At 68.6% G+C, this 23308-nt stretch carries 25 protein-coding genes; 10 read left to right on the forward strand and 15 right to left on the reverse strand.

Annotated features, from left to right (window positions below):
- The first annotated feature begins 16 nt into the window (after positions 1 to 16).
- Positions 17 to 460, forward strand: coding sequence for an SRPBCC family protein (locus tag ACN27E_RS19995; protein ID WP_422744072.1), 444 nt, complete (start codon positions 17 to 19; stop codon positions 458 to 460).
- On the opposite strand, the gene ACN27E_RS20000 is transcribed toward ACN27E_RS19995, so the two are convergent.
- On the reverse strand, positions 457 to 1200 hold the full coding sequence (locus ACN27E_RS20000; protein WP_422744073.1) for an Rv3717 family N-acetylmuramoyl-L-alanine amidase: 744 nt from the start codon (positions 1198 to 1200) through the stop codon (positions 457 to 459). The genes ACN27E_RS19995 and ACN27E_RS20000 overlap by 4 nt on opposite strands.
- 124 nt (positions 1201 to 1324) lie before the next feature.
- On the opposite strand from ACN27E_RS20000, the gene ACN27E_RS20005 reads away from it, so the two are divergent.
- From ACN27E_RS20005 to ACN27E_RS20015, 3 genes are read left to right on the forward strand one after another with little or no spacing between them, the layout of a single operon-like run.
- Positions 1325 to 1657 (forward strand): YbaB/EbfC family nucleoid-associated protein, encoded by a 333-nt coding sequence (locus tag ACN27E_RS20005; RefSeq protein ID WP_422744075.1) that lies wholly within the window; start codon positions 1325 to 1327, stop codon positions 1655 to 1657.
- A gap of 11 nt (positions 1658 to 1668) precedes the next feature.
- A complete protein-coding gene (recR, locus tag ACN27E_RS20010) occupies positions 1669 to 2280 on the forward strand; it encodes a recombination mediator RecR (RefSeq protein WP_422744077.1) in 612 nt (203 codons plus the stop codon).
- 21 nt (positions 2281 to 2301) lie between these two features.
- Positions 2302 to 3075: an EAL domain-containing protein gene (locus ACN27E_RS20015; protein ID WP_422744079.1), complete on the forward strand. Its 774-nt coding sequence runs from the start codon at positions 2302 to 2304 to the stop codon at positions 3073 to 3075.
- Between the two features lie 5 nt (positions 3076 to 3080).
- Here ACN27E_RS20015 and ACN27E_RS20020 read toward each other — a convergent pair whose 3' ends face one another.
- Complete coding sequence (locus ACN27E_RS20020; protein WP_422744081.1) at positions 3081 to 3797, reverse strand: type 1 glutamine amidotransferase; 717 nt, start codon at positions 3795 to 3797, stop codon at positions 3081 to 3083.
- The gene (locus tag ACN27E_RS20025; RefSeq protein ID WP_422744083.1) at positions 3790 to 5016 is read right to left on the reverse strand and encodes a MurT ligase domain-containing protein; all 1227 of its coding nucleotides are present in this window, start codon (positions 5014 to 5016) and stop codon (positions 3790 to 3792) included. The genes ACN27E_RS20020 and ACN27E_RS20025 overlap by 8 nt, the downstream gene beginning before the upstream one ends.
- Before the next feature lie 73 nt (positions 5017 to 5089).
- Here ACN27E_RS20025 and ACN27E_RS20030 point away from each other — a divergent pair, with 73 nt between their 5' ends.
- Entirely contained in the window at positions 5090 to 6079 is a 990-nt protein-coding gene (locus ACN27E_RS20030; protein ID WP_422744084.1) for a DEDDh family exonuclease, read from the forward strand.
- Here the strand turns inward: ACN27E_RS20030 and leuA are convergent.
- From leuA to ACN27E_RS20085, 11 genes are all read right to left on the reverse strand, one after another.
- Positions 6076 to 7890, reverse strand: a complete 1815-nt coding sequence (gene leuA, locus ACN27E_RS20035; RefSeq protein WP_422744086.1) for a 2-isopropylmalate synthase — start codon at positions 7888 to 7890, stop codon at positions 6076 to 6078. The genes ACN27E_RS20030 and leuA overlap by 4 nt on opposite strands.
- 138 nt (positions 7891 to 8028) lie before the next feature.
- Positions 8029 to 8388, reverse strand: coding sequence for a thiocyanate hydrolase (locus tag ACN27E_RS20040; RefSeq protein ID WP_422744087.1), 360 nt, complete (start codon positions 8386 to 8388; stop codon positions 8029 to 8031).
- Entirely contained in the window at positions 8388 to 9119 is a 732-nt protein-coding gene (gene scnC, locus ACN27E_RS20045) for a thiocyanate hydrolase subunit gamma (RefSeq protein WP_422744088.1), read from the reverse strand. The genes ACN27E_RS20040 and scnC overlap by 1 nt, the downstream gene beginning before the upstream one ends.
- Positions 9116 to 9970: a nitrile hydratase subunit beta gene (locus tag ACN27E_RS20050; RefSeq protein ID WP_422744090.1), complete on the reverse strand. Its 855-nt coding sequence runs from the start codon at positions 9968 to 9970 to the stop codon at positions 9116 to 9118. Before ACN27E_RS20050 ends, scnC begins: the two co-directional genes overlap by 4 nt.
- Before the next feature lie 100 nt (positions 9971 to 10070).
- The gene (locus tag ACN27E_RS20055) at positions 10071 to 10730 is read right to left on the reverse strand and encodes a helix-turn-helix domain-containing protein (protein ID WP_422744092.1); all 660 of its coding nucleotides are present in this window, start codon (positions 10728 to 10730) and stop codon (positions 10071 to 10073) included.
- Positions 10731 to 10739: 9 nt separating this feature from the next.
- On the reverse strand, positions 10740 to 11927 hold the full coding sequence (locus tag ACN27E_RS20060) for an NAD(P)/FAD-dependent oxidoreductase (protein ID WP_422744093.1): 1188 nt from the start codon (positions 11925 to 11927) through the stop codon (positions 10740 to 10742).
- Positions 11924 to 13237: an FMN-binding glutamate synthase family protein gene (locus ACN27E_RS20065; protein WP_422744094.1), complete on the reverse strand. Its 1314-nt coding sequence runs from the start codon at positions 13235 to 13237 to the stop codon at positions 11924 to 11926. The genes ACN27E_RS20060 and ACN27E_RS20065 overlap by 4 nt, the downstream gene beginning before the upstream one ends.
- The gene (locus ACN27E_RS20070) at positions 13237 to 13920 is read right to left on the reverse strand and encodes a protein glxC (protein ID WP_422744096.1); all 684 of its coding nucleotides are present in this window, start codon (positions 13918 to 13920) and stop codon (positions 13237 to 13239) included. The genes ACN27E_RS20065 and ACN27E_RS20070 overlap by 1 nt, the downstream gene beginning before the upstream one ends.
- Positions 13908 to 14804, reverse strand: coding sequence for a glutamine amidotransferase (locus ACN27E_RS20075; RefSeq protein ID WP_422744097.1), 897 nt, complete (start codon positions 14802 to 14804; stop codon positions 13908 to 13910). Before ACN27E_RS20075 ends, ACN27E_RS20070 begins: the two co-directional genes overlap by 13 nt.
- 23 nt (positions 14805 to 14827) lie before the next feature.
- The gene (gene glnT, locus ACN27E_RS20080) at positions 14828 to 16150 is read right to left on the reverse strand and encodes a type III glutamate--ammonia ligase (RefSeq protein WP_422744099.1); all 1323 of its coding nucleotides are present in this window, start codon (positions 16148 to 16150) and stop codon (positions 14828 to 14830) included.
- A 110-nt stretch (positions 16151 to 16260) separates the two neighbouring features.
- The gene (locus tag ACN27E_RS20085) at positions 16261 to 17523 is read right to left on the reverse strand and encodes an ammonium transporter (RefSeq protein ID WP_422744100.1); all 1263 of its coding nucleotides are present in this window, start codon (positions 17521 to 17523) and stop codon (positions 16261 to 16263) included.
- 151 nt (positions 17524 to 17674) lie between these two features.
- Between ACN27E_RS20085 and ACN27E_RS20090 the strand changes: the two genes are divergently transcribed.
- Positions 17675 to 18112: a hypothetical protein gene (locus ACN27E_RS20090; protein ID WP_422744102.1), complete on the forward strand. Its 438-nt coding sequence runs from the start codon at positions 17675 to 17677 to the stop codon at positions 18110 to 18112.
- 18 nt (positions 18113 to 18130) lie between these two features.
- The gene (locus tag ACN27E_RS20095) at positions 18131 to 19111 is read left to right on the forward strand and encodes a linear amide C-N hydrolase (protein WP_422744103.1); all 981 of its coding nucleotides are present in this window, start codon (positions 18131 to 18133) and stop codon (positions 19109 to 19111) included.
- Here the strand turns inward: ACN27E_RS20095 and ACN27E_RS20100 are convergent.
- Positions 19108 to 19707: a nitroreductase family protein gene (locus tag ACN27E_RS20100; protein ID WP_422744105.1), complete on the reverse strand. Its 600-nt coding sequence runs from the start codon at positions 19705 to 19707 to the stop codon at positions 19108 to 19110. The genes ACN27E_RS20095 and ACN27E_RS20100 overlap by 4 nt on opposite strands.
- A gap of 97 nt (positions 19708 to 19804) precedes the next feature.
- On the opposite strand from ACN27E_RS20100, the gene ACN27E_RS20105 reads away from it, so the two are divergent.
- From ACN27E_RS20105 to ACN27E_RS20115, 3 genes are read left to right on the forward strand one after another with little or no spacing between them, the layout of a single operon-like run.
- The gene (locus ACN27E_RS20105) at positions 19805 to 21070 is read left to right on the forward strand and encodes an aspartate kinase (protein WP_422750000.1); all 1266 of its coding nucleotides are present in this window, start codon (positions 19805 to 19807) and stop codon (positions 21068 to 21070) included.
- 2 nt (positions 21071 to 21072) lie between these two features.
- On the forward strand, positions 21073 to 22119 hold the full coding sequence (locus ACN27E_RS20110) for an aspartate-semialdehyde dehydrogenase (protein ID WP_422744107.1): 1047 nt from the start codon (positions 21073 to 21075) through the stop codon (positions 22117 to 22119).
- A complete protein-coding gene (locus tag ACN27E_RS20115) occupies positions 22119 to 23240 on the forward strand; it encodes a DUF4185 domain-containing protein (RefSeq protein WP_422750001.1) in 1122 nt (373 codons plus the stop codon). Before ACN27E_RS20110 ends, ACN27E_RS20115 begins: the two co-directional genes overlap by 1 nt.
- Positions 23241 to 23308 lie beyond the last annotated feature (68 nt).

Consider the following 23308-nt stretch of genomic DNA (forward strand, 5'->3'; position numbering starts at 1 on the left):
GAAGGAGTATCGACCGATGGGACAGGTCAGCGCGTCCAGCACCGTCATGATCGACGCCGAGCCGGCGACGGTGCTGGCAGCGGTCGCCGACTACCAGACAGTCCGCCCGAAGATCCTCTCCGAGCACTATCGCGACTACCGCGTGCTCGAAGGCGGCCAGGGCGCCGGCACGGTGGCCACCTGGAAGCTGCAGGCCACCGAGTCCCGCGTGCGTGACGTCAAGGCCACCGTCGACGTGGCCGGCCACACGGTGATCGAGAAGGACGCCAACTCGACGCTCGTCACCAACTACACCGTCGCCCCGGCCGGTCCGGGCGCATCGGTCACGGTGAAGACGTCCTGGTCGGGCGCCGGGGGCGTCAAAGGTTTCTTCGAGAAGATCTTCGCCCCGCTGGGCCTGAGGAAGATCCAGGCCGAGGTGCTGGCCAATCTTAAGCGTGAGGTCGAGAAGGGCGCCTAGGGCTGCATCGCCAGGAAGGCGGCGATCCCGCGCACCACGCCGTCGGCGTAACGCTGCCTGCCCTCGGGGGTCTTCATCAACCCGGCGTCGGCCGGGTTCTTCATATTGCCCAGCTCGACGAGGATCGACGGGTACTGGGCGAGGTTGAGCCCGGCGATGTCACTGCGCGGGTCGAGGCCGCCGGAACCGATGTAGGTGGACGGGACGAAGCCCGATCCGGACAGCTGGTCGCGCATGATCTGGGCGAACTGGACGGCGGGTCCGGCCTGTGCCTCGTTCAGCGGCGGGGACGAGTACAGCACGTGGAAGCCGCGTCCGGTGGGCGGTCCGCCGTCGGCGTGGATCGACACGATCGCATTGGGACGCACGGAATTGGCCAGCGCGGCCCGCTCGTCGACGCAGGGACCCAGCGCGTTGTCATTGCCGCGGGACATCGCGGTACGCACACCCAGAGCGGTGAGCGCCTGTCGGATCCGCAGGGTGGTGTCCCAATTGAAGGTGTGTTCGGGGTAGCCGTCCTCGGTGGAGGTGCCGCTGGTCTGGCAGTCCTTGGTGCCGCCGCGGCCGGTGGGCACCTGCTTGCTGATCGAGGAGTCGTTGGCCCCGTTGTGGCCCGGATCGAGAAAGACGATCTTCCCGGCGATGTTGGCGGGCGCGGCGGCGGCGGGGGCGGCGAGGGTGGACGCAGCGATCAGCAGGCTGGCGGCGATCGCGGCTCCGACACGCAGGCTGGCAGGCACGGCCGCCACCGTAGCCCGGGTGCCGACTACCCTTGAAGGGCGAAGCGCTCGATTCCGGCGAGAGCAACCAAGTCGAGACCGAGTTTTTACCAAGACGTCGTGAACACTTCCGAGGGGATCCGTCATGCAACCCGGTGGTCAGCCTGATATGTCCGCGCTCCTGGCGCAGGCTCAGCAGATGCAGCAGCAGCTGATGGAGGCGCAGGAGGCGCTGGCCAACGCCGAGGTGCACGGGCAGGCCGGTGGCGGCCTGGTCCAGGTGACGATGAAGGGCAGCGGTGAGGTGCTCGGCGTCGCGATCGATCCCAAGGTGGTCGACCCTGACGATGTCGAGACCCTCCAGGACCTGATCGTCGGCGCGATCGCCGACGCATCGCAGCAGGTCACCATCATGGCGCACGATCGGCTGGGGCCGCTCGCGGGCGGGATGGGCGGCTTGGGGATTCCGGGTCTCTAGAGTGTCCGCACGTGTTTGAGGGGCCGGTCCAGGACCTCATCGACGAACTCGGCAAGTTGCCCGGGGTCGGGCCGAAGAGCGCCCAGCGGATCGCATTCCATCTGCTCAGCGTCGAGCCGACCGACATCGACCGGCTGTCCGCGGCGCTGAACCGCGTCCGCGACGGGGTGAAGTTCTGTGAGGTGTGCGGCAACGTCTCCGACGGCGACCGTTGCCGCATCTGCAGTGACTCCCGCCGGGACGCGTCGCTGGTGTGCGTCGTCGAGGAGCCCAAGGACGTGCAGGCGGTCGAGCGGACGCGGGAGTTCCGCGGCCGCTATCACGTCCTCGGCGGGGCGCTCGACCCGCTGTCGGGGATCGGACCCGACCAGCTGCGGATCCGCCAGCTGCTCAACCGGATCGGCGAGCGGGTCGACGGTGTGGACATCGCCGAGGTGATCATCGCGACCGATCCGAACACCGAGGGTGAGGCCACGGCCACCTATCTGGTGCGGATGCTGCGCGACATCCCGGGGCTGACGGTGACCCGGATCGCCTCGGGTCTGCCGATGGGTGGCGACCTCGAATTCGCCGACGAGTTGACGCTGGGCCGCGCGCTGGCCGGCCGCCGCGCGATGGCGTGAAGCCCGTCTAAGATCTCCTCTGTGGGGAAGCCCGTCGACTATGTTGCTCTGAACTGCCGGGCCTGTGTCGACGGTGCCGCATTCGGATTCGACATATCCATGGCTTTCCAGCCGATCTTCGACACCGAGACCCGGCAGATCTACTCCCACGAGGCCCTGGTTCGCGGCGCCCACAACGAGCCGGCGTCGGCAGTGTTCGCGCAGGTCGGCGACCATAATCTGTACAGATTCGATCAGACCTGCCGAGTCCAGGCGATCAAATTGGCGTCGGAATTGGGGATTTCGACCCGGCTGAACGTGAATTTCATGCCCAATGCCGTCTACAAGCCCGAACTGTGCATCCGGACGACGCTGGAAGCGGCGCAGATGTACAACTTTCCGATCGACCGCATCGTCTTCGAGGTCACCGAGGGTGAGCAGATCACAGATCTCACGCACCTGCGGGACATATTGACTGACTACCGCCAACGCGGATTCATCGTTGCGATCGACGATTTCGGGGCCGGTTTCGCCGGACTGAATCTTCTGGCGGATTTCCAGCCCGACTTGATCAAGCTCGATATGGGTCTGATTCGAGACATCGATCGTGACAAGGCCCGCAGGATCATCTGTACCGCCATCGTCGAGTTGAGTCGCGAACTGGGAATCGAGGTCGTCGCTGAGGGGGTGGAACAGCGTGATGAACTTCGTTGCCTCGAAGACATCGGCGTTCACCTTTTTCAGGGCTACTACATCGCGAAGCCTTCCTTCGAAAGCCTCGCCGACATCAATCCGGCGATGTACGCCGACAGCTGAGGGGCTCAGAGGCGACGGGGTGCGGCCAGCCGTTCACGCCGCAGCTGCGTGACCTCCGCGAGCGGCAGCGGCGCCAGATCGCCGACGACCTTGCTGAGCAGCTGGTCGGCCAGCTCGGGATTGCGAGCCAGACACGGCCCGTGCAGATACGTCGCGACCACGCTGCCCTGCACCGCACCGTCGACGCCGTCGCCGGCTCGGTTGCCCGCACCCTTCTCGACCCGTGCCAGCGGTGCCGCGTCGGGCCCGAGAGTCGTTCCGCCGCGGTGATTCTCGAATCCGGTCAGTCGTTCGCCCAGGCCCGCGACCAGCGGCTGGGACACCACCTCGCCGATCGTTCGGACGGGCTGCGGCGTGGTGGTGACGTCCAGCATGCCCACCCCGTCGACCCGCTCACCCGAGGACGTCTCGTACCAGTGACCCAGCACCTGGATCGCCGCGCAGATCGCCAGCACGGGCGCCCCCCGCGAGGCTGCCTGCTGCAGACCGGGGTAGCGCAGCAGGTGTTTGGTCGCGAGCCGCTGCGCGTAGTCCTCCGCACCGCCGAGGGTGTAGAGGTCCAGCTCGGCCGGCACCGGATCGGCCAGCGTGATCTCCACGATCTCGGCGTCGATGCCCCGCAACCGGAGGCGCTGGCGCAGCACCACGGCATTCCCGCCGTCGCCGTAGGTGCCCATCACATCGGGCAGCACCAGCCCGATGCGGACGCTGGATTCAGACACGGTCCAACCGCCGCTGCAACTGTAGGAACGCCGTGTAGTTGGCGATCACCTCGACGTGTCCGGGTGGGCAGGAGGCGATTGCCGCCATCGTGTCGTGCACCAGCGTGTGCTCGACGCCGGCGTAGCCGAGCCGCACTGCGAGGTCGGTGCCGCGCTCGCCGGCGGCGACGACGTCAGTACCGTCGAAATGTTCGAACCGGACATCCCACAGCCATGACAGATCCTCGCCGTCGGGCACCTGACCGTTCACCGCGATCACCACCCCGGCGCCGTGTTTGTCCACCATCGACAGCGCCTCCTGCCAGCCGGCCGGGTTCTTGGCGAGCAGCACGCGCACCGTGTGTGCACCCACCCGCACGGTGCGGTACCGGCCGGCCACTTCGTCCACCCCCGATACGGCGGCCACGGCGGCGGCGGGGTCCGCGCCGAGGGTCACCGCAGCGGCGACGGCCTGGGCGGCGTTGCCACGATTGACCGCACCCGGTAGCGCCAGCGTCATCGGCAGCGACAGTCCTTCGGGACCGTGTAGATGGGTGTCGTCGTACCACCACTGCGGCGTCGGCCGCTTGAAGTCGGTACCGGTCGAATACCAGTGACTGCCGTCGCGGACGATGACCTCGCCGGAGCGTGGGCAGCTGACCGAGTCGTTGGCCCAGCTGCCACCCGCGGCGACCCACACCACCGATGGGTGGTCATAGGCCGCGGAGGTCATCAACACGTCGTCGCAGTTGGCCACCACCACCGCCGACGGGTGTGGGGTCAGCCCGGCGCGCAGTGTGCGCTCGATGTGGTTGATCTCGCCGACCCGGTCGAGCTGATCGCGCGACAGGTTGAGGAAGACGACGACGGCGGCGTCCACCGCATCCAGCACGTGCGGCACGTGCATCTCGTCGACCTCGAGCGCCGCCAGGGACGCCTCGGGCGCGGCGGCCAGCGCCGCCACCAGCCCGGCGTCCATGTTCGCGCCCTCGGCGTTGGTCGCCACCGGGCCGAGGGTGCCCAGCGCGGCTGCGGTCATCCTCGTGGTGGTGGATTTGCCGTTGGTGCCGGTGACGACGACCGATCGCCGGCCGGCGCCGAGTTGACGCAGGATCGAGCGGTCCAGGGTCATCGCGACCAGCCCGCCGATCATGGCTCCGGCGCCGCGACCCGTCACGCGTGACGCCCAGCGGGCGCCTGCGCCGGCCGCCAGAGCGGCGCGTCCTCTCGGTGTGACCATCCCCGGCAGTCTAAGAGGGCGACACACCCCGCTGCGATCCGAGATTGTCGGAGGGGCGTGCCACGCTGAGAAGGTGAGCCACGGTTGGGGAAGACCAGCGGGCGACACCGGTACAGGCTGGGCCGTCGTCGACGTCGAGACCTCGGGTTTCCGGCCCGGGCAGGCGCGCATCGTCAGCCTCGCTGCGCTCGCGGTCGGGGATGACGGCAGCGTCGAACGCACGCTGTCCACACTGCTCGACCCCGGGGTGGATCCCGGGCCGACGCACGTGCACGGCCTGACCGCTCAGATGCTGGCCGGTCAACCCTGCTTCGGTGACGTCGTCGCCGACCTGGCCGAATTGCTGGACGGCCGGACGCTGGTCGCACACAACGTCGGCTTCGATTACGCCTTCCTCACCGCGGAGGCCGAACTCGTCGGCGCCGAACTGCCGATCGACTCGGTGATGTGCACCGTCGAACTCGCCCGCCGTCTCGAGCTGGGTGCGGAGAATCTGCGGCTGGAGACGCTGGCCGCGCACTTCGGGGTTCCGCAACTGCGTCCGCACGACGCCCTCGACGATGCGCAGGTGCTCGCGCAGATCCTGAAGCCGAGCCTGGCCCGGGCCCGCGAGCGCAGGACGTGGCTGCCGACCCGTGCGGTCGGTCGGCGGCGCTGGCCCAACGGCCGGGTCACCCACGACGAACTGCAGCCGCTCAAGGTGCTGGCCGCCCGGCTGCCGTGCGCGTACCTCAACCCCGGACCGTACATCGCGGGCCGCCCGCTGGTGCAGGGGATGCGGGTGGCGCTGTCGGCCGAGGTTGCCCGCACCCACGAGGAGCTCGTCGAGCGCATCCTGGATGCCGGACTGGCCTACGTCGACGCCGTCGATCTGCAGACGTCGGTGGTCATCTGCAACGATCCGGGCGCCGCGCAGGGTAAGGGCTTCCAGGCGCAGGAACTCGGCGTCCCGATCCTGTCCGACCACGAATTCATGCGCGCCGTGGACGACGTCATCGGCGGCACCGGCATCGAGGACTTCCTCGACGCGGCGCCCGCCGGTGACCAGTTCGCGCTGTTCTAGATCCGCGCGGCGCGGTTGACCGCCGACACCACCGCGCGCAGCGATGCGGTGGTGATCGAGGTGGCGATGCCGACGCCCCACACGGTCTTGCCGCCGATCGACGCCTCCACGTACGCCGCGGCCTGGGCTTCCTCGCCCGCCGACAGCGCGTGCTCGGAGTAGTCCAGCACCGAGACGTCGTAGCCGATGGCGCCCAGCGCGTCGCAGAACGCCGCCAGCGGCCCGTTGCCCGCGCCGACGATCTCGCGCTCCTCGCCGTCCACCTTGACCACCGCGGTGATGGTGTCGGTGCCGCCGTCGACCTCCGCGGCGTCGACGCGCTGGCGCATCCGCTCCAGCGGCCGGACCGGCGACAGGTACTCCTCGGCGAAGACGTCCCACATCTCCTTGGGCGACACCTCGCCGCCCTCACCGTCGGTGATCTTCTGGATGGCCTGGCTGAACTCGATCTGCAGCCGCCGCGGCAGCGCCAGCCCGTGGTCGGCCTTCATGATGTAAGCCACCCCGCCCTTGCCGGACTGCGAGTTCACCCGGATGACGGCCTCGTAGGTGCGGCCGACGTCCTTGGGATCGATGGGCAGGTACGGGACCTGCCACAGGATGTCGTCGACATCCGCGCCCACCTCATCTGCGGCGACCTTCATACTGTCCAGGCCCTTGTTGATGGCGTCCTGGTGGCTGCCGGAGAAGGCGGTGTAGACCAGGTCGCCGCCGTAGGGGTGCCGTTCGTGCACTGGCAGTTGGTTGCAGTATTCGACGGTGCGGCGGATCTCGTCGATGTTGGAGAAGTCGATCTGGGGATCGACGCCGCGACTGAACAGGTTCAGCCCCAGCGTCACCAGACACACGTTGCCGGTGCGTTCCCCGTTGCCGAACAGACAGCCCTCGATCCGGTCCGCACCGGCCTGGTAACCCAATTCGGCTGCGGCGACGGCAGTTCCGCGGTCATTGTGCGGGTGCAGGCTCAAGATGATGCTGTCCCGCGGGCTCAGATGGCGACTCATCCACTCGATGGAGTCGGCGTAGACGTTCGGGGTGGCCATCTCGACGGTGGCCGGCAGGTTGACGATCAGCGGCACCTCGGGCGTCGGCTCGACGATCGCGGCGACGGCGTTGCAGACGTCGACGGCGTACTCCAGTTCGGTGCCCGTGTAGGACTCCGGCGAGTACTCGAACCGCCACCGGGTGTCCGGATACTTCTTGGCCTCCTCGACGCACATCCGGGCGCCCTCGGTGGCGATCTTCTTGACGGCGTCGCGGTCGGCGCGGAACACCACGCGGCGCTGCAGGATCGACGTGGAGTTGTAGAAGTGCACGATGGCGCGCGGCGCGCCCTGGCACGCCTCGAAGGTGCGGGTGATCAGCTCGGGGCGGCACTGCGTCAGCACCTGGATGGTGACGTCGTCGGGGATCGCGCCCTGCTCGATGATCTCGCGGACGAAGTCGAAGTCGGTCTGGCTCGCGGACGGGAAGCCGACCTCGATCTCCTTGTATCCCATGCGCACCAGCAGGTCGAACATGCGGCGCTTGCGCTGCGGACTCATCGGGTCGATCAGCGCCTGATTGCCGTCCCGCAGGTCCACCGCGCACCACATCGGTGCGGTCTCGACCACCGTGTCCGGCCAGGTGCGGTCGAACGGCGCGGCCGGCGCACCGCCGGGGACTTCCTGGGTGAAGCTGCGATACCGGTCGACCGGCATGGAACTGGCGCGCTGGGTGTTCCACGCGGGCTGGCCGGGATGGGGCGGGCCGGCGGGGGTGGTGATGGTGCGGGCGGAGGTGAAGGCGTCTACAGAATCTTGGGTGGTCATGTGTTGGCTCCGGGAGTTTGAGGGGGACTCGACCGGCGCATCGCGAACACCCGCGACGGGAAGCCGGTCTGATCAGACCCCGCCGCGGCGTCCGAGAAGGAGCACCCGCTGCACACCGCAGACTGTACTCCGGCGGGCTCAGGCCTCCAAGCGGGCCCGGATGCTGGTCAACCGCTGCTGCAGTTCGGCCTCGTCGATCACCCCGCGCGCCACCAGTGAGTGGGCCAGGGCCATCAGCTGGTTCTCGGGGTAGGGCAGGTCGGCGTACACGGTGGCCGACAGCATGTCCTCCTCGTCACGCCGCTGCTTGAAGGTGAGCACCTCCGGCCCGCATTCGGCCTTGTCGAGCGCATCGCACAGCCCGTCGAGGCTGGTCTTCCACGGCGGGACGGGATTCTCGACGCCGTACTTGGCGGCCATCCGCGGCCACACCTGATTGCGCTCGATGATCCGGGTGAGCGGTGCGATCTGGACCTGATCGACCGGACGGGGGTCCATCAGTCGCTCACCCCGTGCACCGCGGGCCGGGTTTCGGTGATGACGTTGGTGGTGACGCCCGGTTTGGGCAGCGCCACCCCGATCAGGCAGTCGCGGGTGATGATCTCGGCGAGCTGATCCTCCGACCAGCCCTCGGTGCCCTCGGGTTGCAGCGGCATGACCATGAAGCGGTGCTTCTGGTTGGAGTCCTCGACCCGCACCTCGACGTCGTCGGGCAGATAGAGGCCGAACTCGGCGAGCACCTGACGGGGCCAGCGCACCAGGCGGCGGCGATAGTTGGGGGTGCGATACCACTCCGGGGAATTGCCCAGGATCGGCCGGGGATAGCAGGAGCACAGCGCGCAGACGATGACGTGGTGCAGCGTCGGGGTGTCGGCCAGGATCTTGAACGCCACGAAGTCGCTGGGCGTTCCGAATCCGGTCGGCTCGAGCCAGTCGACACCCACCTGCTTGCTGGCCTCCATCGGATCGGTGAGCGCGAGTTCCTTGAAGTCGGGATTCAGCCAGGCCCGGGCGACCAGGCGGGCAGCGGGTGTCGGGCCGATCTGCTCGGCGAACTCGGTGAACCGGCGGTGCTCCTCGGCGGTGAAGATGCCTTTCTCGATGCACAGTTCGCGGATCGCGATCTCGAGCACCTCGAAATCGGTGACCTCGTCGACCATCGGCTTGACGGTGCGGTCGTGGTCGTGGTCGTGGTCGTGGTCGTGGTCATGAGTGTGGTCGTGGCTCATCGCGTTCCCTCCTCGTCCGCGGCGCGCAGCCAGCGCTCGGGCAGCTCGGTCTGCAGGGTGTCGTGCGGGGTGCCGGTGTAGTCGTCCCACAGCTGGGACTGGTTGAAGCGCACGATGTAGAACCACTCGGGTTGCGCGTCCTCGCGGTCCCAGGTCTCGTCCTCGGCCGCCGGGCTCTCGTAGGAGACGTCGGCGATCTCGCCCCGGGCGCCGCGGCAGTACTCCGGGGTGCGGGTGTAGAGCAGTGCGGGCAGTTCGCGGACCACCACCGTATCGCCGACCTGGAACTTGGGTTCCCCCGCCTGACCTGCGTAGATCTGTGGATCGCCGATGCCGATGGCCTTGAGGTGGTGGGCGTTGCGCTTGACCTGCGACCCGTCGCCCTCCGACTTGGGCTTGGCTTCCAGCTGTTTGCCCGCGAGGCCGCCGGCGTAGCGCTCCTGCACCTCGGCCATCCGCTCGCTGAGTTCACCGAGGCTGATGTGGTGCTTCTCCACCAGCACCCGCGCGACCGCCCACAGCCACCGGCCGTAGTAGGGGATGCCGAGGTAGATGGCGCGGCCCACATCGACGTTGCCGATGCGCCGGCGTTCCTCGGAGAGCCAGATACCCCGCTGCGCGAGCACCTCGCAGATCACATACGTCATGTGTTCCCAGTACTCGTATTGCTTGTTGACGTAGCGCATCGGCGCATCCGGTTCGCCGCCGACGTCGTGGCTGGTCTTCATGTAGGCCAGGAACCGCTCGTGGCTGATCATGTCGGGATACGGCGCATCGGGCAGTTCGGGGTAGGCCGACTTGAGCCGGGCGACCAGATCCAGTTGGGCTGAGCGTTCTTCGGCAGTCGTCACAGTGCTCCCCTTTTACGGTCGGCGATGTCGCGACTGTAGCGCCGCTGCGCGCACGTCGTGCCGATTTTCAGGAGGCGTTAACGCGACCTTCGGCCGGCGCTCACACCTGAGCGTCGGGGAACGCGATGACCGAGAGGAACCGGATCGGCAATGCCACCAGATCGACGGGCCCGTGGGCCCCCTCGCCGTCGATCTGCAGGGAGTCCCCGGGGTGTAGTCGGTACACCGAGCGGCTGTGGCTGTAGTCCATGACGCCCTCGAGCATGTAGATGAATTCGGTGCCCGGATGCTGGAACAGCGGATAGGTGCGGCTCTTCTCCGACAGCGTGACGTGCAGGCACTCCAGCCGCTTGTGCTCGCCGCGCAGTGAACCCAGGAGTTGGTACTCGTGCCCTTCCTTGGTGCCGTTGCGCACGATGCGGGCCCCGGTCCCGGATTTCACGAACGCGGCGGGCCGCTCCACGTCGGCGCCGCGGAACAGCGTGGTGACCGGGACGTCGAATCCTTTGGCCAGCAACGCCAGCGTGGACAGACTGCACGAGGTCTGGGCGTTCTCGATCTTGCTCATCATCGCTTTCGAGATACCGACCCGGTCGGCCATGTCGGCGACGGTCAGACCCTGCTGCTGGCGCAGCGCGCGCACATTGCGCCCGATCGCGGTCTCGAGTTCGATCTCCTCGACGGTTTCGTGCGGATCGCGTTCGCGGGCGGTCCCCGATCGGTTACGCAGCAGGGGGACAGGATCGTCGGGGGAGGTCACGTCACCTGTCTAGCGCATCTGCCCCGCGCCGGCGTAGGGATACCGCGTGGTCAGCAGGTCGCCCTCGGCGAAGCGGGACAGCCGGAAGTCCGACTCGGGGATGCGGGGGTCGGCGCTGCGGCCGTCGATGACCAGATCCGCGACGAGCCGGCCGACCGCGGGAGCGATCTTGAACCCGTGCCCGCTGAAGCCGGCGGCCACGACGAGCCCGTCCAGTTCGGTCCGGGAGATGACCGGGTTCCAGTCCGGGGTGACGTCGTAACAGCCGGCGTAGCTGCTGGTGATCGCGGCATCGGCGAAGCCGGGGAAGCGGGTGCCGACCTTCTCGACGGTGATGTCGACGAACGCGTCGGTGGCCCGGTTGAGGTAGTCGTCCGGATCGGCGATCTGAGGGTCGGCCAGATCGCTGTTGCCGAACAGTACGGTGCCGTCGGGTTCGGGCCGGATGTATTGCAGTGACACCAGATCCGAGAACACCGGCACCGGCCCCAGCGGGACGCCGGGATCGATCAGCACGATCTGCTCCCGCACCACGCGGATCGGGATGTCGATGCCGGCCTGGGCCAGCAGCGGGCGGGTCCACGCGCCGGTCGCGACGACGACGGTCCCGGCGGAGATCTCGCTGCCGTCGGTGAGGCGGACACCGGTGACGCGGTCACCGTCGGTGACCAGCGCCGACACCGGGGTGCCCTGCCGGATGCGGACGCCCGCGCCACGGGCGGCGACAGCGAAGGCCTGCGCGGTCTGGTACGCGTCACCGTAGCCGCCGCGGGCCTCCCACCCGAACGCGGCGAACGGCGACAGATCGGCGTGCGGCCACAGCTTCGCCACCTCGGCGGCGTCGATCTCCTCGGTCTGCACCCCGACCGCGCGCTGCGCGGCCATGCTGGCGCGCAGCGCGTCGACGTTCTGCTCACCGACACCGACGACGTAGCCGGTCTGGCGGAAGCCGATGTCGTCGCCGAAGATCTCCCCGGCTTTCTCGAACACCTCGAGGCCGGCGGCGGCCATCGCGGCCAGCGAACTGACGCCGTAGTGGCACCGCACGATCCCGCTGGATTTCCCGGTCATGCCGGATCCGACGGTATTGCGTTCGCAGACGACCACATCGGTGACGCCGCGCTCGGACAGCGCCCAGGCCGCGGCGGCGCCCTCGATGCCACCGCCGACGATCACGACGTCGGCGCTGGACCTCACAGCCCTGCTCCGGGGACCCAGTCGGTACCGGCCAGCGGGACCCGCGCCATCGCGGCGGCCTCGATGCTCACGGCCACCAGGTCCTCGGGTTCGAGGTGACAGACGTGGGCCTTACCGCAGGCACGCGCGATCGTCTGCGCCTCCATGGTGAGCACCCGCAGATAGTTCGCCAGCCGCCGGCCCGCGTCGACCGGGTCCAGTCGCGCGGCCAGTTCCGGGTCCTGGGTGGTGATCCCGGCCGGGTCACGGCCGTCCTGGAAGTCGTCGTAGAAGCCGGCGGCGCTGCCGATCTTCTCGTATTCGCCGGCGTGGCGAGGATGGTTGTCACCCAGGGCGATCAGGGCGGCGGTGCCGATCGCGACGGCGTCGGCGCCCAGGGCCAGCGCCTTGGCGACATCGGCGCCGCTGCGGATCCCGCCGGACACGATCAACTGCACCCGTCGGTGTACCCCCAGTTCCGAGAGCGCCTGCACCGCCTGGGGGATCGCGGCCAGGGTCGGGATGCCGACGTGTTCGATGAACACGTCCTGGGTGGCGGCGGTACCGCCCTGCATGCCGTCGACCACCACGACGTCGGCGCCGGCGTGCACAGCGAGTTTGACGTCGTAGTAGGTACGGGTGGCGCCGACCTTGACGTAGATCGGCTTCTCCCAGTCGGTCAGTTCCCGCAGCTCGTTGATCTTGATGGTCAGATCGTCCGGACCGGTCCAGTCGGGGTGGCGGCAGGCTGAGCGCTGGTCGATGCCGGGGGGCAGCGTGCGCATCTGTGCCACCCGGTCGGAGATCTTCTGCCCCAACAGCATTCCGCCGCCACCGGGTTTGGCGCCCTGGCCGAGCACCACCTCGATGGCGTCGGCCTTGCGTAGATCGTCGGGGTTCATGCCGTATCGCGACGGCAGGTACTGGTAGACCAGGTATTTGCTCTGGCCGCGTTCCTCGGGGGTCATGCCGCCGTCGCCGGTGGTGGTCGAGGTGCCGACCTCGCTGGCACCGCGGCCCAGCGCCTCCTTGGCCTGGCCGGACAGCGCCCCGAAGCTCATGCCGGCGATGGTCACCGGGATCGACAGGTGCAGCGGGTGTTTGGCGTACCGGTCGCCGAGCACGACATCGGTGTCGCAGCGCTCGCGGTAGCCCTCGAGCGGATAGCGTGACATCGACGCACCCAGGAACAACAGATCGTCGAAGTGCGGCAGCGCGCGTTTGGCGCCCCAGCCGCGGATGTCGTAGATGCCGGTGTCGGCCGCGCGCTGGATGGCGGCGATGGTGGCGCGGTCGAAGGTGGCGGACTCGCGCAGGCCCCAGGGGCTCATCAGTAACTCCCGGAGTTGTCGGCGTGGAAGTGGTAGAGCTCGCGGGCCGAGCCGTAGCGGGTGTAGGAGGCGGTGTCGTCGTCCTCGAAACCGGCGGCCTTGAGCAGCCGGCCGAGTTCCTCGTGGTGTTCGGCGCGCATCGATTTGGCGACGCAGTCCGCACCCAGGGAGGCGACGTCACCGCGGACGTAGAGCCGCGCCTCGTAGATCGAATCACCCAGCGCATCACCGGCGTTGCCGCGCACCACCATGCGGCCGGCCTGGGCCATGAATGCGCTCATGTGGCCGACGTCGCCGCCGACGACGATGTCGACACCCTTCATCGAGATGCCGCAGCGGGCGGCCGCGTCCCCCTCGATCACCAGCAGCCCGCCGTGGGCGGTCGCACCCGCGGACTGTGAGGCGTTGCCCTTCACCCAGACGGTGCCGCTCATCATGTTCTCGGCGACGCCGGTGCCGGCGTTGCCGTCGATGACGACCTCGGCATCCTGATTCATCCCGGCGGCGTAGTAGCCGACGTGACCGGCCACCCGGACGCGCACCGGAGCGTGCAGTCCGACCGCGACATTGTGGGTGCCGTCGGGATTCTCGATGAGGAAGTCGCCCGACAGATCAGGTGCGTGCAGGGCGGCGTTGATCTCGCGCAACGCGGTCGTGCGGAGGTCGAACACTAATGGGTCCATGCGTACACCACCTCGGGTTCGGGTTCCCAGATCGCGGCCTGCTCGACGTCGGGCAGGCCGGACAGGGCGCGGTACTCGCTGGCCATGGCCACCCAGTCGGCGGTCTCGGCGATGACCGCCGGCTTGCAGGCGATGGCGTCCCGGACCACGGCGAACGAGTCGCTGTTGGACACCAGCAGTGTGTAGAAGCCGTCGAAGGTGGCGCAGAGTTCTTTCAGGGCGGTCTCGACGTCGCGGCCCTCGGCGAGCCGGCTGGCGACGAAACGGGCGCCGACCTCGGTGTCGTTCTCGCTGTCGAAATGTACTCCGGCGGCACGCAATTCGCGACGTACGGTGGCGTGATTGGCGAACGAACCGTTGTGCACCAGGCATTGCCCGGTGCCGACGGCGTAGGGATGGGCACCCGACGGCGTCACCGCCGATTCGGTGGCCATCCGGGTGTGCCCGACGCCCTGGCGGCCCTGCGCGGTGCGCAGTCCCCACGCGTCGGTCAGGGTGTGGGGGTCGCCGACTCCCTTGAGGACGGCGAGGTCCTCGCCGAATCCGGCGATCAGCACATCCGGGAAGGCCGCCCGGACCGCGGCCAACAGCGCTTCGGGTTCGGCCTGGGCGGTCACCAGGTAGGTGACGTCCAGGACGGTGACGTCGGTGGCCGCGCCGAGCGCCGCCCCGACGGCCTCGGCCACCGCGTCCGCGGAGGCGTCCACGGCCAGCAGGGATACGCAGCTGCGCCCGGGCGGGGTCCAGGTCGGGTCTCCGTAGACTGCGACGCCGGCCGAATCACTTCCCCGGTCGGACATCTCGCACAGCATGCCGGTGAGCAACTCGCCCAGCCGCGGATACAGTTCGGGGTTGCGCAGATGCAACCCGACGATCCCGCACATCGGTGGATCCTTTCGAGGAGTTTTCAGAACGCTGTCAGGTACTGTTCGACCTCCCACGGGCTCACGGTCCCGTGGTAGTCGAAGAATTCGCGGCGCTTGAGGTCGGCGAAGTATCCGGAAACGCCGTCGCCGGCCGCGTCGAGCACCCCGGCGATCACCGGGTCGGCCTCGAGGGCTTCCACCGCGTGCAGCAGGGTCGGTGGCAGGGTGGCGCGCCCGGTGCCGATGGCGCAGCCGCCGCCGACCGCCCCCGGGTCGGCGCTGCGTTTGACGCCGTCGATGCCGGCGCCCAGGGCGGCGGCGATCGCCAGATAGGGATTGGCTGAACCATCGCCGCCGCGCAGTTCCACCCGCTGACAGTCCGGGACGCGCAGATAGTGGGTGCGGTCGTTGCCGCCGTAGGTCGGATTGCGCGGTGCCCACGAGGCGCCCGAGGCCGTCGACACGGCGCCGGTTCGCTTGTAGGAGTTCACCGTCGGCGCGATCACCGCCTGCAGGGCGCAGGCGTGGTCGAGGATGCCGCCGATGAAACCGTATGCGGTGTCGGACAACCCCAGCCCCCGGCCGTCGTCGGTGTCGCGCGGGAACACCGGCGTGCCGCCGCTGGTGAGCGACAGGTGCAGGTGCAGTCCGCTGCCGGTGCGGTCGCCGAACGGTTTGGGCATGAAGGTGGCGACCATGCCGCGTTCGGCCGCGATCATCGAGAGCAGGTAGCGCAGGGTGATGACGCGATCGGCGGTGGTGAGAGCGTCGGCGAACTCGAAGTTCTGCTCGAACTGGCCGTTGCCGTCCTCGTGGTCGTTGGCGTAGTTCGACCAGCCCAGGGTGTTCATCGCCGCGGAGATCGTGGTCAGGTGGTCGTACATCCGGGTCACGCCGCGGGCGTCGTAACAGGGTTGCGCCGCGGTGTCCGCGGCGTCGGCGGTGGCCAGGCTGCCGTCGGGGTTGCGGGTGAGCAGGAAGTACTCCACCTCCGCGCCGACCCACGCCTCGAAGCCGGCGTCGGCGGTCTGTTCGATGAGGGTCTTGAGGATCACCCGCGGCGCATACGGCCACGGTGTGCCCTCGACGTGCGGATCGCAGTGCACGATCGCCAGCCCCTCCTTGATGAACGGCACCGGCGTGAACGACGCGGGATCTGGCATGGCCATCAGGTCGGGGTCTTTGGGCTCCTGACCGATGGCGCCCACCGCGTAGCCGGCGAAACCCACACCTTCGGTGGCGAGTTGCTCGATGGCCTCGACGGGAACGAGCTTCGCGCACGGCTTACCCCGCAGATCGACGAACAGGGCCAGCACGAAGCGGGTGCCGGTCTTCTCGGCGAGGGTGGCGAGATCAGAGGTCATGAACGGTTCTGCCTGTCTCTTGTTGTGAATCACAGTATCACGTGGGGAAACCCGATGGGCAAATGAAAGCCGGCCGGCGCGCTGGATGGGCGTGCCGGCCGGCGATCGGATCAGACGGTCTGCATGTCGTAGGACGATTCGCGGTGGAACGCCGCGTCGATGCCCTTCTCCTCTTCTTCGGGCGAGATGCGGATGCCCATGGTCTTCTTCAGCGCGAAGGCGATGACGAAGGCGACGACGAACGAGTACGCCATGACCGCGAAGGCGGCGATCGCCTGCTTCCACAACTGATCGATCCCGCCGCCGTAGAACAGACCGTTGGTGGCGTTGGGCATGCTCTCGCTGGCGAAGAACCCGATCAGCAGCGTGCCGATCACACCGCCGACGAGGTGCACGCCGACCACGTCGAGCGAGTCGTCGTACCCGAACTTGGACTTCAGACCCACCGCGTACACGCAGATCGCGCCGGCGATGGCGCCGACGAAGATCGCGCCGACCGGGGTGACCGCACCGCAGGCAGGGGTGATGGCGACCAGTCCGGTGATCGCGCCGGAGGCGGCACCGACACCGGTGACGTGCCCGTCCTTGATCTTCTCCACGGCCAGCCAGGCCAGCGTGGCGGCACAGGTGGCGACGAACGTGGTGACCATGACGATGGCCGCAGAATTGCCCGCGGCCAGCGCGGACCCGCCGTTGAACGCGTACCAGCCGGCCCACAGGAGTCCGGCTCCCAGCAGCGTCAGCGGGACGTTGTGCGGCTTGCGGAGCTGTCCGAACATCGCGGACTTGCCCAGCACGATCGCCACGGCCAGCGCCGCGGCGCCGGCATTGATGTGCACTGCGGTACCGCCGGCGAAGTCGATCGCCTTGAGCTGGTTGGCGATCCAGCCGCCGACCGAGTTCTCGGTCACCACGCCGTCGAAGGCGAACACCCAGTGCGCCACGGGGAAGTACACCAGCACCGCCCAGGCGGTCGCGAACAGCAGCCAGGCGCCGAACTTCATCCGGTCGGCCACCGCACCGGAGATCAGGGCGACGGTGATCGCCGCGAACAGCGCCTGGAACAGCGCAAAGAGACTGATCGGCAGGCCGGAGATCGTGGTCTGGGACTCCAGCAGATCCTTCATCCCGGCGAATTCGGTGATGCTGCCCAGGAAGCCGCCGTAGGACGTGCCGAACACCATCGAGAATCCGAAGAGCACCCACAGGACGCCGACGATCGCGACCGAGGCGAACGTCATCATCATCATGTTGGTCGAGCTCTTGACCGAGACCATGCCGCCGTAGAACAGCGCCAGCCCGGGGATCATCAGCGTGAGGCCGATGATGCAACACAGCATGAAGGCCGTGGTGCCTGTGTCGACTACATCCATTAGACGTTCTCCTGCATGTGCTATGCGGTCCCCTACGGACCGATCACTGGCAGTAGGCGATGGTTGTGTTACGTGAGAAGTCGCGAAGTGTTGCCGCGGCGTTAATTGTGGGTCGGCTCCGATTTCGGCGCGATGTCGCCGGCGTGCCAGCATGGGAAGAGTGATGCGTGGTCGGCCGCTGGGCACGGTGGTGGTGTTGGCGGTGGGGCTGGTGGCCGGCGCTGTCTGGTGGACGTTCTTCCGGGGACCGTCGTCGCAGGAATGCGCTCCGGTGCGGGAGTTGCTCAGCTTCAACAAGACCCAGGTCGACGCGATGAACGCCAAGACCGAACCCAGTGACCTCGACTACCGCAGCTGGGCCGACGGGGTGCGGGATCGCGCGCAGGCGGTCACCGAGCCCGACCTGGCTGCTGCGGCCGAGGAGGTCGCACTGACAGTCGACCGCCTGGTCCGTGCCCGCGCCGATCTGGACGCGCAGAGCAAGGTCATCGCACCCGGTGCCGGGCCGCCGCCGGCCGCCATGGTGGTCACCGCGCTCAACCAGCAATATCAGGCGGACGTGAGCCGGCTGGCCGCGGCGTGCGGCTGACCGTCATACAGTGACGCGATGTGCACACGGGTGGTCTATCTCGGAACCAACGACCGCGTCGTCACCGGGCGCTCGATGGACTGGAAGACCGAGATCGGCACCAGCCTGTGGGCGTTTCCGCGGGGCGCGCGCCATGACGGTGCGGCCGGCCCGGGCTCACTGGAGTGGACGTCGAAGTACGGCAGCGTCATCGCCTCCGGTTTCGACATCTCCACCACCGACGGGGTCAACGAGGCCGGGCTGGCGGCCAACCTGCTCTGGCTGGCCGAATCGGAGTATCCCGCCGCCACCGCCGACGGTCCGGCCGTCTCGGTCTCGCTGTGGGGCCAGTACGTGCTCGACACCTTCGCCTCCGTCGCGGAGGCGGTCGCGGCGCTGACCGCGACACCGCTGCGGGTGGCCACCGCCGAGATCCCGGGACAGGACCTGACGGCGACGGTGCACCTGGCGATGTCCGACGCGACCGGGGACAGCGCCATCGTCGAGTACATCGGCGGTGAGCAGGTGATCCACCACGGTCGGCAATACCAGGTCATGACGAACTCGCCGACGTTCGACAAACAGCTCGCCATCACCGAGTACTGGCGGGAGATCGGCGGAACGGTGATGCTGCCCGGGACGAGCCGGGCCGCCGACCGGTTCGTGCGGGCGTCGTTCTACGTCGAGGCCATCCCCAAGACCGACGATCCGCTGGTGGCCGCCGCTTCGGTGCTCAGCGTCATGCGCAACGTGTCCGCGCCGTACGGCATCGCGACCTCCGATGAGCCGAACATCTCCTCGACCCGGTGGCGCACCGCGATCGACCACAAGGCCCGGCGCTACTTCTTCGAGTCGGCGCTGTCGCCGAACACGTTCTGGGTCGAGTTGGACAACCTCGACTTGAGCGAGGGCGCACCAACCCGCACGCTCGCACTCGGCGAGGGGGAGAAGACGATCTACGCGGGCGACGCGAGTCCGCACTTCGCTCCCGCCGAGCCGTTCACGTTCCTCGGCGTCTAGGCGACGTACGGGGTGCCCCAACGCCCGGCGAAGGCCATCTCGCTCAACGGGGGCCGGGTGCGCGGCCGCGCGTCCCGTTCGGCGAGCGCCGCACCGACCGCCGCGTAGTCGCCGAGCATTCCGACCGCCACGACCGCCAGGGGTGCGACACCGTCCGGGATGCCGAACGCCGCGCGGGCGGCGTCGACGTCGAAACCGGCCATCGGATGGGTGACCAGTCCCCGGGACACCGCCTCCACGGCCAGGTTGGCCATCGCCGCACCCGCGTCCACGGCCGCGTAGCGGGCGGTGCGTTCGTCCTCACCCTCGTCGGCGCAGACCAGGAGCAGCGCTGCGGCCGCCGACGCGTAGCTGTTGCCCCGGCGCAGCACGCCCACGAGCCGGCCGAATGTGTCGTCGCCCCGCACGCCGACGACGAAGCGCACCGGCTGGCGGCCGCCCCATGTCGCCGCCCAGCGGGCCGCCTCCACCAGGGCGAGCAGGTCCTCGGCGCGGATGTCGGCGGCGGGATCGAAGGCCCGGGGACTCCAACGAGCGGCCAGGTGGGGATGGATCGGCACCCGAGTGTCGGCCAGGCGATCATCGAGGTGGGCCACGTCACGACGCTACCGGCCCCGCGACCGGCGGGGAAAAACCACGTGCCGTCCTCCCTTATCCTTGGACGAACCACAAACGCGCATGAAAGGCCTGAAAGTGGCGCTCGTCGTCCAGAAATACGGTGGCTCCTCGGTGTCCGACGCCGAGCGGATCCGCCGCGTCGCCGAGCGCATCGTCGAGACCAAGAAGGCCGGACACGACGTCGTCGTGGTCGTCTCGGCGATGGGCGACACCACCGACGACCTGCTCGACCTGGCCAAGCAGGTCTGCCCCGCCCCGCCCGCCCGTGAGCTCGACATGCTGCTCACCGCCGGTGAACGCATCTCCAATGCGCTGGTCGCGATGGCCATCGAATCTCTCGGTGCCCAGGCCCGCTCATTCACCGGATCGCAGGCCGGCGTCGTCACCACCGGGACCCACGGCAACGCCAAGATCATCAGCGTCACCCCGGCGCGGCTGCGCGCGGCCCTCGACGAGGGACAGATCGTGCTGGTCGCCGGGTTCCAGGGGGTCAGCCAGGACACCAAGGACGTCACCACGCTCGGCCGCGGCGGATCCGACACCACCGCGGTCGCGGTGGCCGCCGCGTTGGAAGCCGACGTGTGCGAGATCTACACCGACGTCGACGGCGTCTACACCGCCGACCCGCGCATCGTGCCCAACGCCAAGAAACTCGACACCGTCAGCTTCGAGGAGATGCTCGAGATGGCGGCGTGCGGGGCCAAGGTGCTGATGCTGCGTTGCGTCGAGTACGCCCGGCGCTACGACCTGCCCATCCACGTGCGCTCGTCGTACTCCGACAAGCCCGGGACCATCGTCAAAGGATCGATCGAGGACATCGCCATGGAAGACGCCATCCTGACCGGAGTTGCCCACGACCGCAGCGAGGCCAAGGTCACCGTCGTCGGCCTGCCGGACGTTCCCGGCTATGCGGCGCAGGTGTTCCGCGCGGTCGCCGACGCGGACGTCAACATCGACATGGTGTTGCAGAACATCAGCAAGATCGAGGACGGCAAGACCGACATCACCTTCACCTGCGCCCGCGACAATGGGCCCGGCGCGGTGGAGAAGCTGACGTCGCTGCAGAGCGAGATCGGGTTCACCCGGGTGCTCTATGACGACCACATCGGCAAGGTCTCGCTGATCGGTGCCGGTATGCGCAGCCATCCCGGCGTGACGGCGAAGTTCTGTGAGGCCCTCGCCGAGGTCGGCGTGAACATCGATCTCATCTCCACCTCCGAGATCCGGATCTCGGTGCTGGTCAAGGACACCGAACTGGACAAGGCGGTCGCTGCGCTGCACGAGGCGTTCGGCCTCGGCGGCGACGAAGAAGCCGTCGTCTATGCGGGAACGGGGCGCTGACGATGGTTTCTATTGCAGTCGTTGGTGCCACCGGGCAGGTGGGCCAGGTCATGCGGACTCTGTTGGAGGAGCGCGACTTCCCGGCGTCCTCGGTGCGGTTCTTCGCCTCGGCGCGCTCGGAGGGCAAGAAGCTGCCGTTCCGAGGCCAGGAGATCGAAGTCGAGAACTCCGAGACCGCGGATCCGCGGGGGATCGACATCGCCCTGTTCTCGGCCGGTGCGACGATGTCGCGGGTGCAGGCGCCGCGGTTCGCCGAAGCCGGCGCCGTCGTCGTCGACAACTCGTCGGCCTGGCGTAAGGACCCCGACGTCCCGCTGGTGGTGTCGGAGGTCAACTTCGCGAGAGATGTCGCCCGGGGCGCTGGGTCCCTTCCAAAGGGCATCATCGCCAACCCGAACTGCACCACCATGGCCGCGATGCCGGTGCTCAAGCCGCTGCACGACGAGGCCGGTCTGGTGCGGCTGGTGGTGTCGAGCTACCAGGCCGTGTCCGGCAGCGGGCTGGCCGGGGTGGAGGAGCTGGCGAGCCAGGCACGTGCGGTGATCGACGGTGCCGAGCAGCTGGTGCACGACGGCTCCGCACTCGAGTTCCCGGCGCCGGTGAAATACGTGGCGCCCATCGCCTTCAACGTGATCCCGCTGGCCGGATCTCTCGTCGACGACGACTCCGGCGAGACCGACGAAGACCAGAAGCTGCGCAACGAATCCCGCAAGATCCTCGGGATCCCGGAGCTGCTGGTGTCGGGCACCTGCGTGCGGGTCCCGGTGTTCACCGGGCACTCGCTGTCGATCAACGCCGAATTCGCTCGGCCGCTGTCGCCGGAGCGGGCGCGCGAGCTGCTGGCCGGCGCGGCCGGGGTCAAGCTGGTGGACGTCCCGACGCCGCTGGCCGCCGCGGGCGTCGACGAATCACTGGTCGGGCGCATCCGCCGGGATCCCGGTGCGCCCGAGGGGCGCGGTCTGGCACTGTTCGTCTCGGGTGACAACCTCCGCAAAGGCGCAGCACTCAACACCATTCAGATCGCCGAACTCCTGGCCGCCCAGTTGTGATCCGGGCTGCGGCCAGCCTCGCGGCGCTCGTCTGCCTGACCGCACCCGCACTCGCTCACGCGCAGCCGCCCGCCCCCGCACCCGTGCCGGGGCCGGTGCTGCCACCGTTGCCGCCCGGTCAGGTGGTGCGTCTCGCGCCCGCCGCCGGCACCGGGACCCCCACGCGCGATTACGGCATCGGCGCCACCGATCTCTGCGAGTTCATGGAGTTCCCCAGCGGGATCCTGCAGGTGTGTGGGGACAGCTTCGCGGGGCAGGGTGTCGGTTTCGGCGGCTGGTACTCGCCGATCGCGCTGCATGTGGAGACCGAGTCGATCCTCGATCCCGGTGGTGTGCGCTACGACGGCATCACCGGCATCGACACCCCGCTGCTGGCTGATCCCGCCGAACCCGGCACCTCGCAACTGCCGGCCGGCGTGGTGCAGATCAATCGGGAGAACTACCTTCTGGTCACCACCACCCGCGACCTCCGCCCACAGACCTCGCGCCTGGTGAAAGCCGATCCGGCGCAGGGTCGTTGGCCCACCATCGCGGGCTCCGAGCGCGACGCCGGTTTCGCCGACGGCCGGCAGTCCCAGATCAGCGGCTACTACGACCCCATCCCGCGACCGGATTCGCCCTCGGGCTGGGTGTACATCGTCGCCAACAACTTCGACCGCAGCTCCCCGATGGTGCTCTACCGCGCCACCCCGCGGGAGTTCCCGGACCGCACCTCGTGGCAGGGCTGGTCGTCGACGCTGGGTTGGGGACACCCGGCGACACCGCTGTGGGGGGACCGGATCGGTGAGATGAGCATCCGCCAGATCGACGGCAGAACCGTGTTGTCGTATTTCAACGCGAGCACCGGCAACATGGAGATGCGCGTCGCCGCGGACCCCACCCAGCTGGCCACCGCGCCGGTGACGACGGTGGTGGTCGCCGCCGACTGGCCGCAGCGACCCGAAGACCTGCCACCGCCCGAGGTGAATCGGCTGGCCCAGCCCTACGGCGGCTACATCTCACCCGGTTCGACACTCGACGAGGTGCGGGTGTTCGTCAGTCAGTGGAACACCACCCCCCGCGGGGACAACGCGCCGTATCGCGTGATCCAGTTCGCGGTGAACCCGATCAAACCCTGGTGAAGGGGCCGGGGACACCCGGACATGTAGAACGCCCCCGGCGCGGGTGCAGCCGGAGGCGTTCTGTAAGG

This window comes from Mycobacterium sp. WMMD1722, assembly GCF_049315205.1.
In the GTDB taxonomy this organism is placed as follows: domain Bacteria; phylum Actinomycetota; class Actinomycetes; order Mycobacteriales; family Mycobacteriaceae; genus Mycobacterium.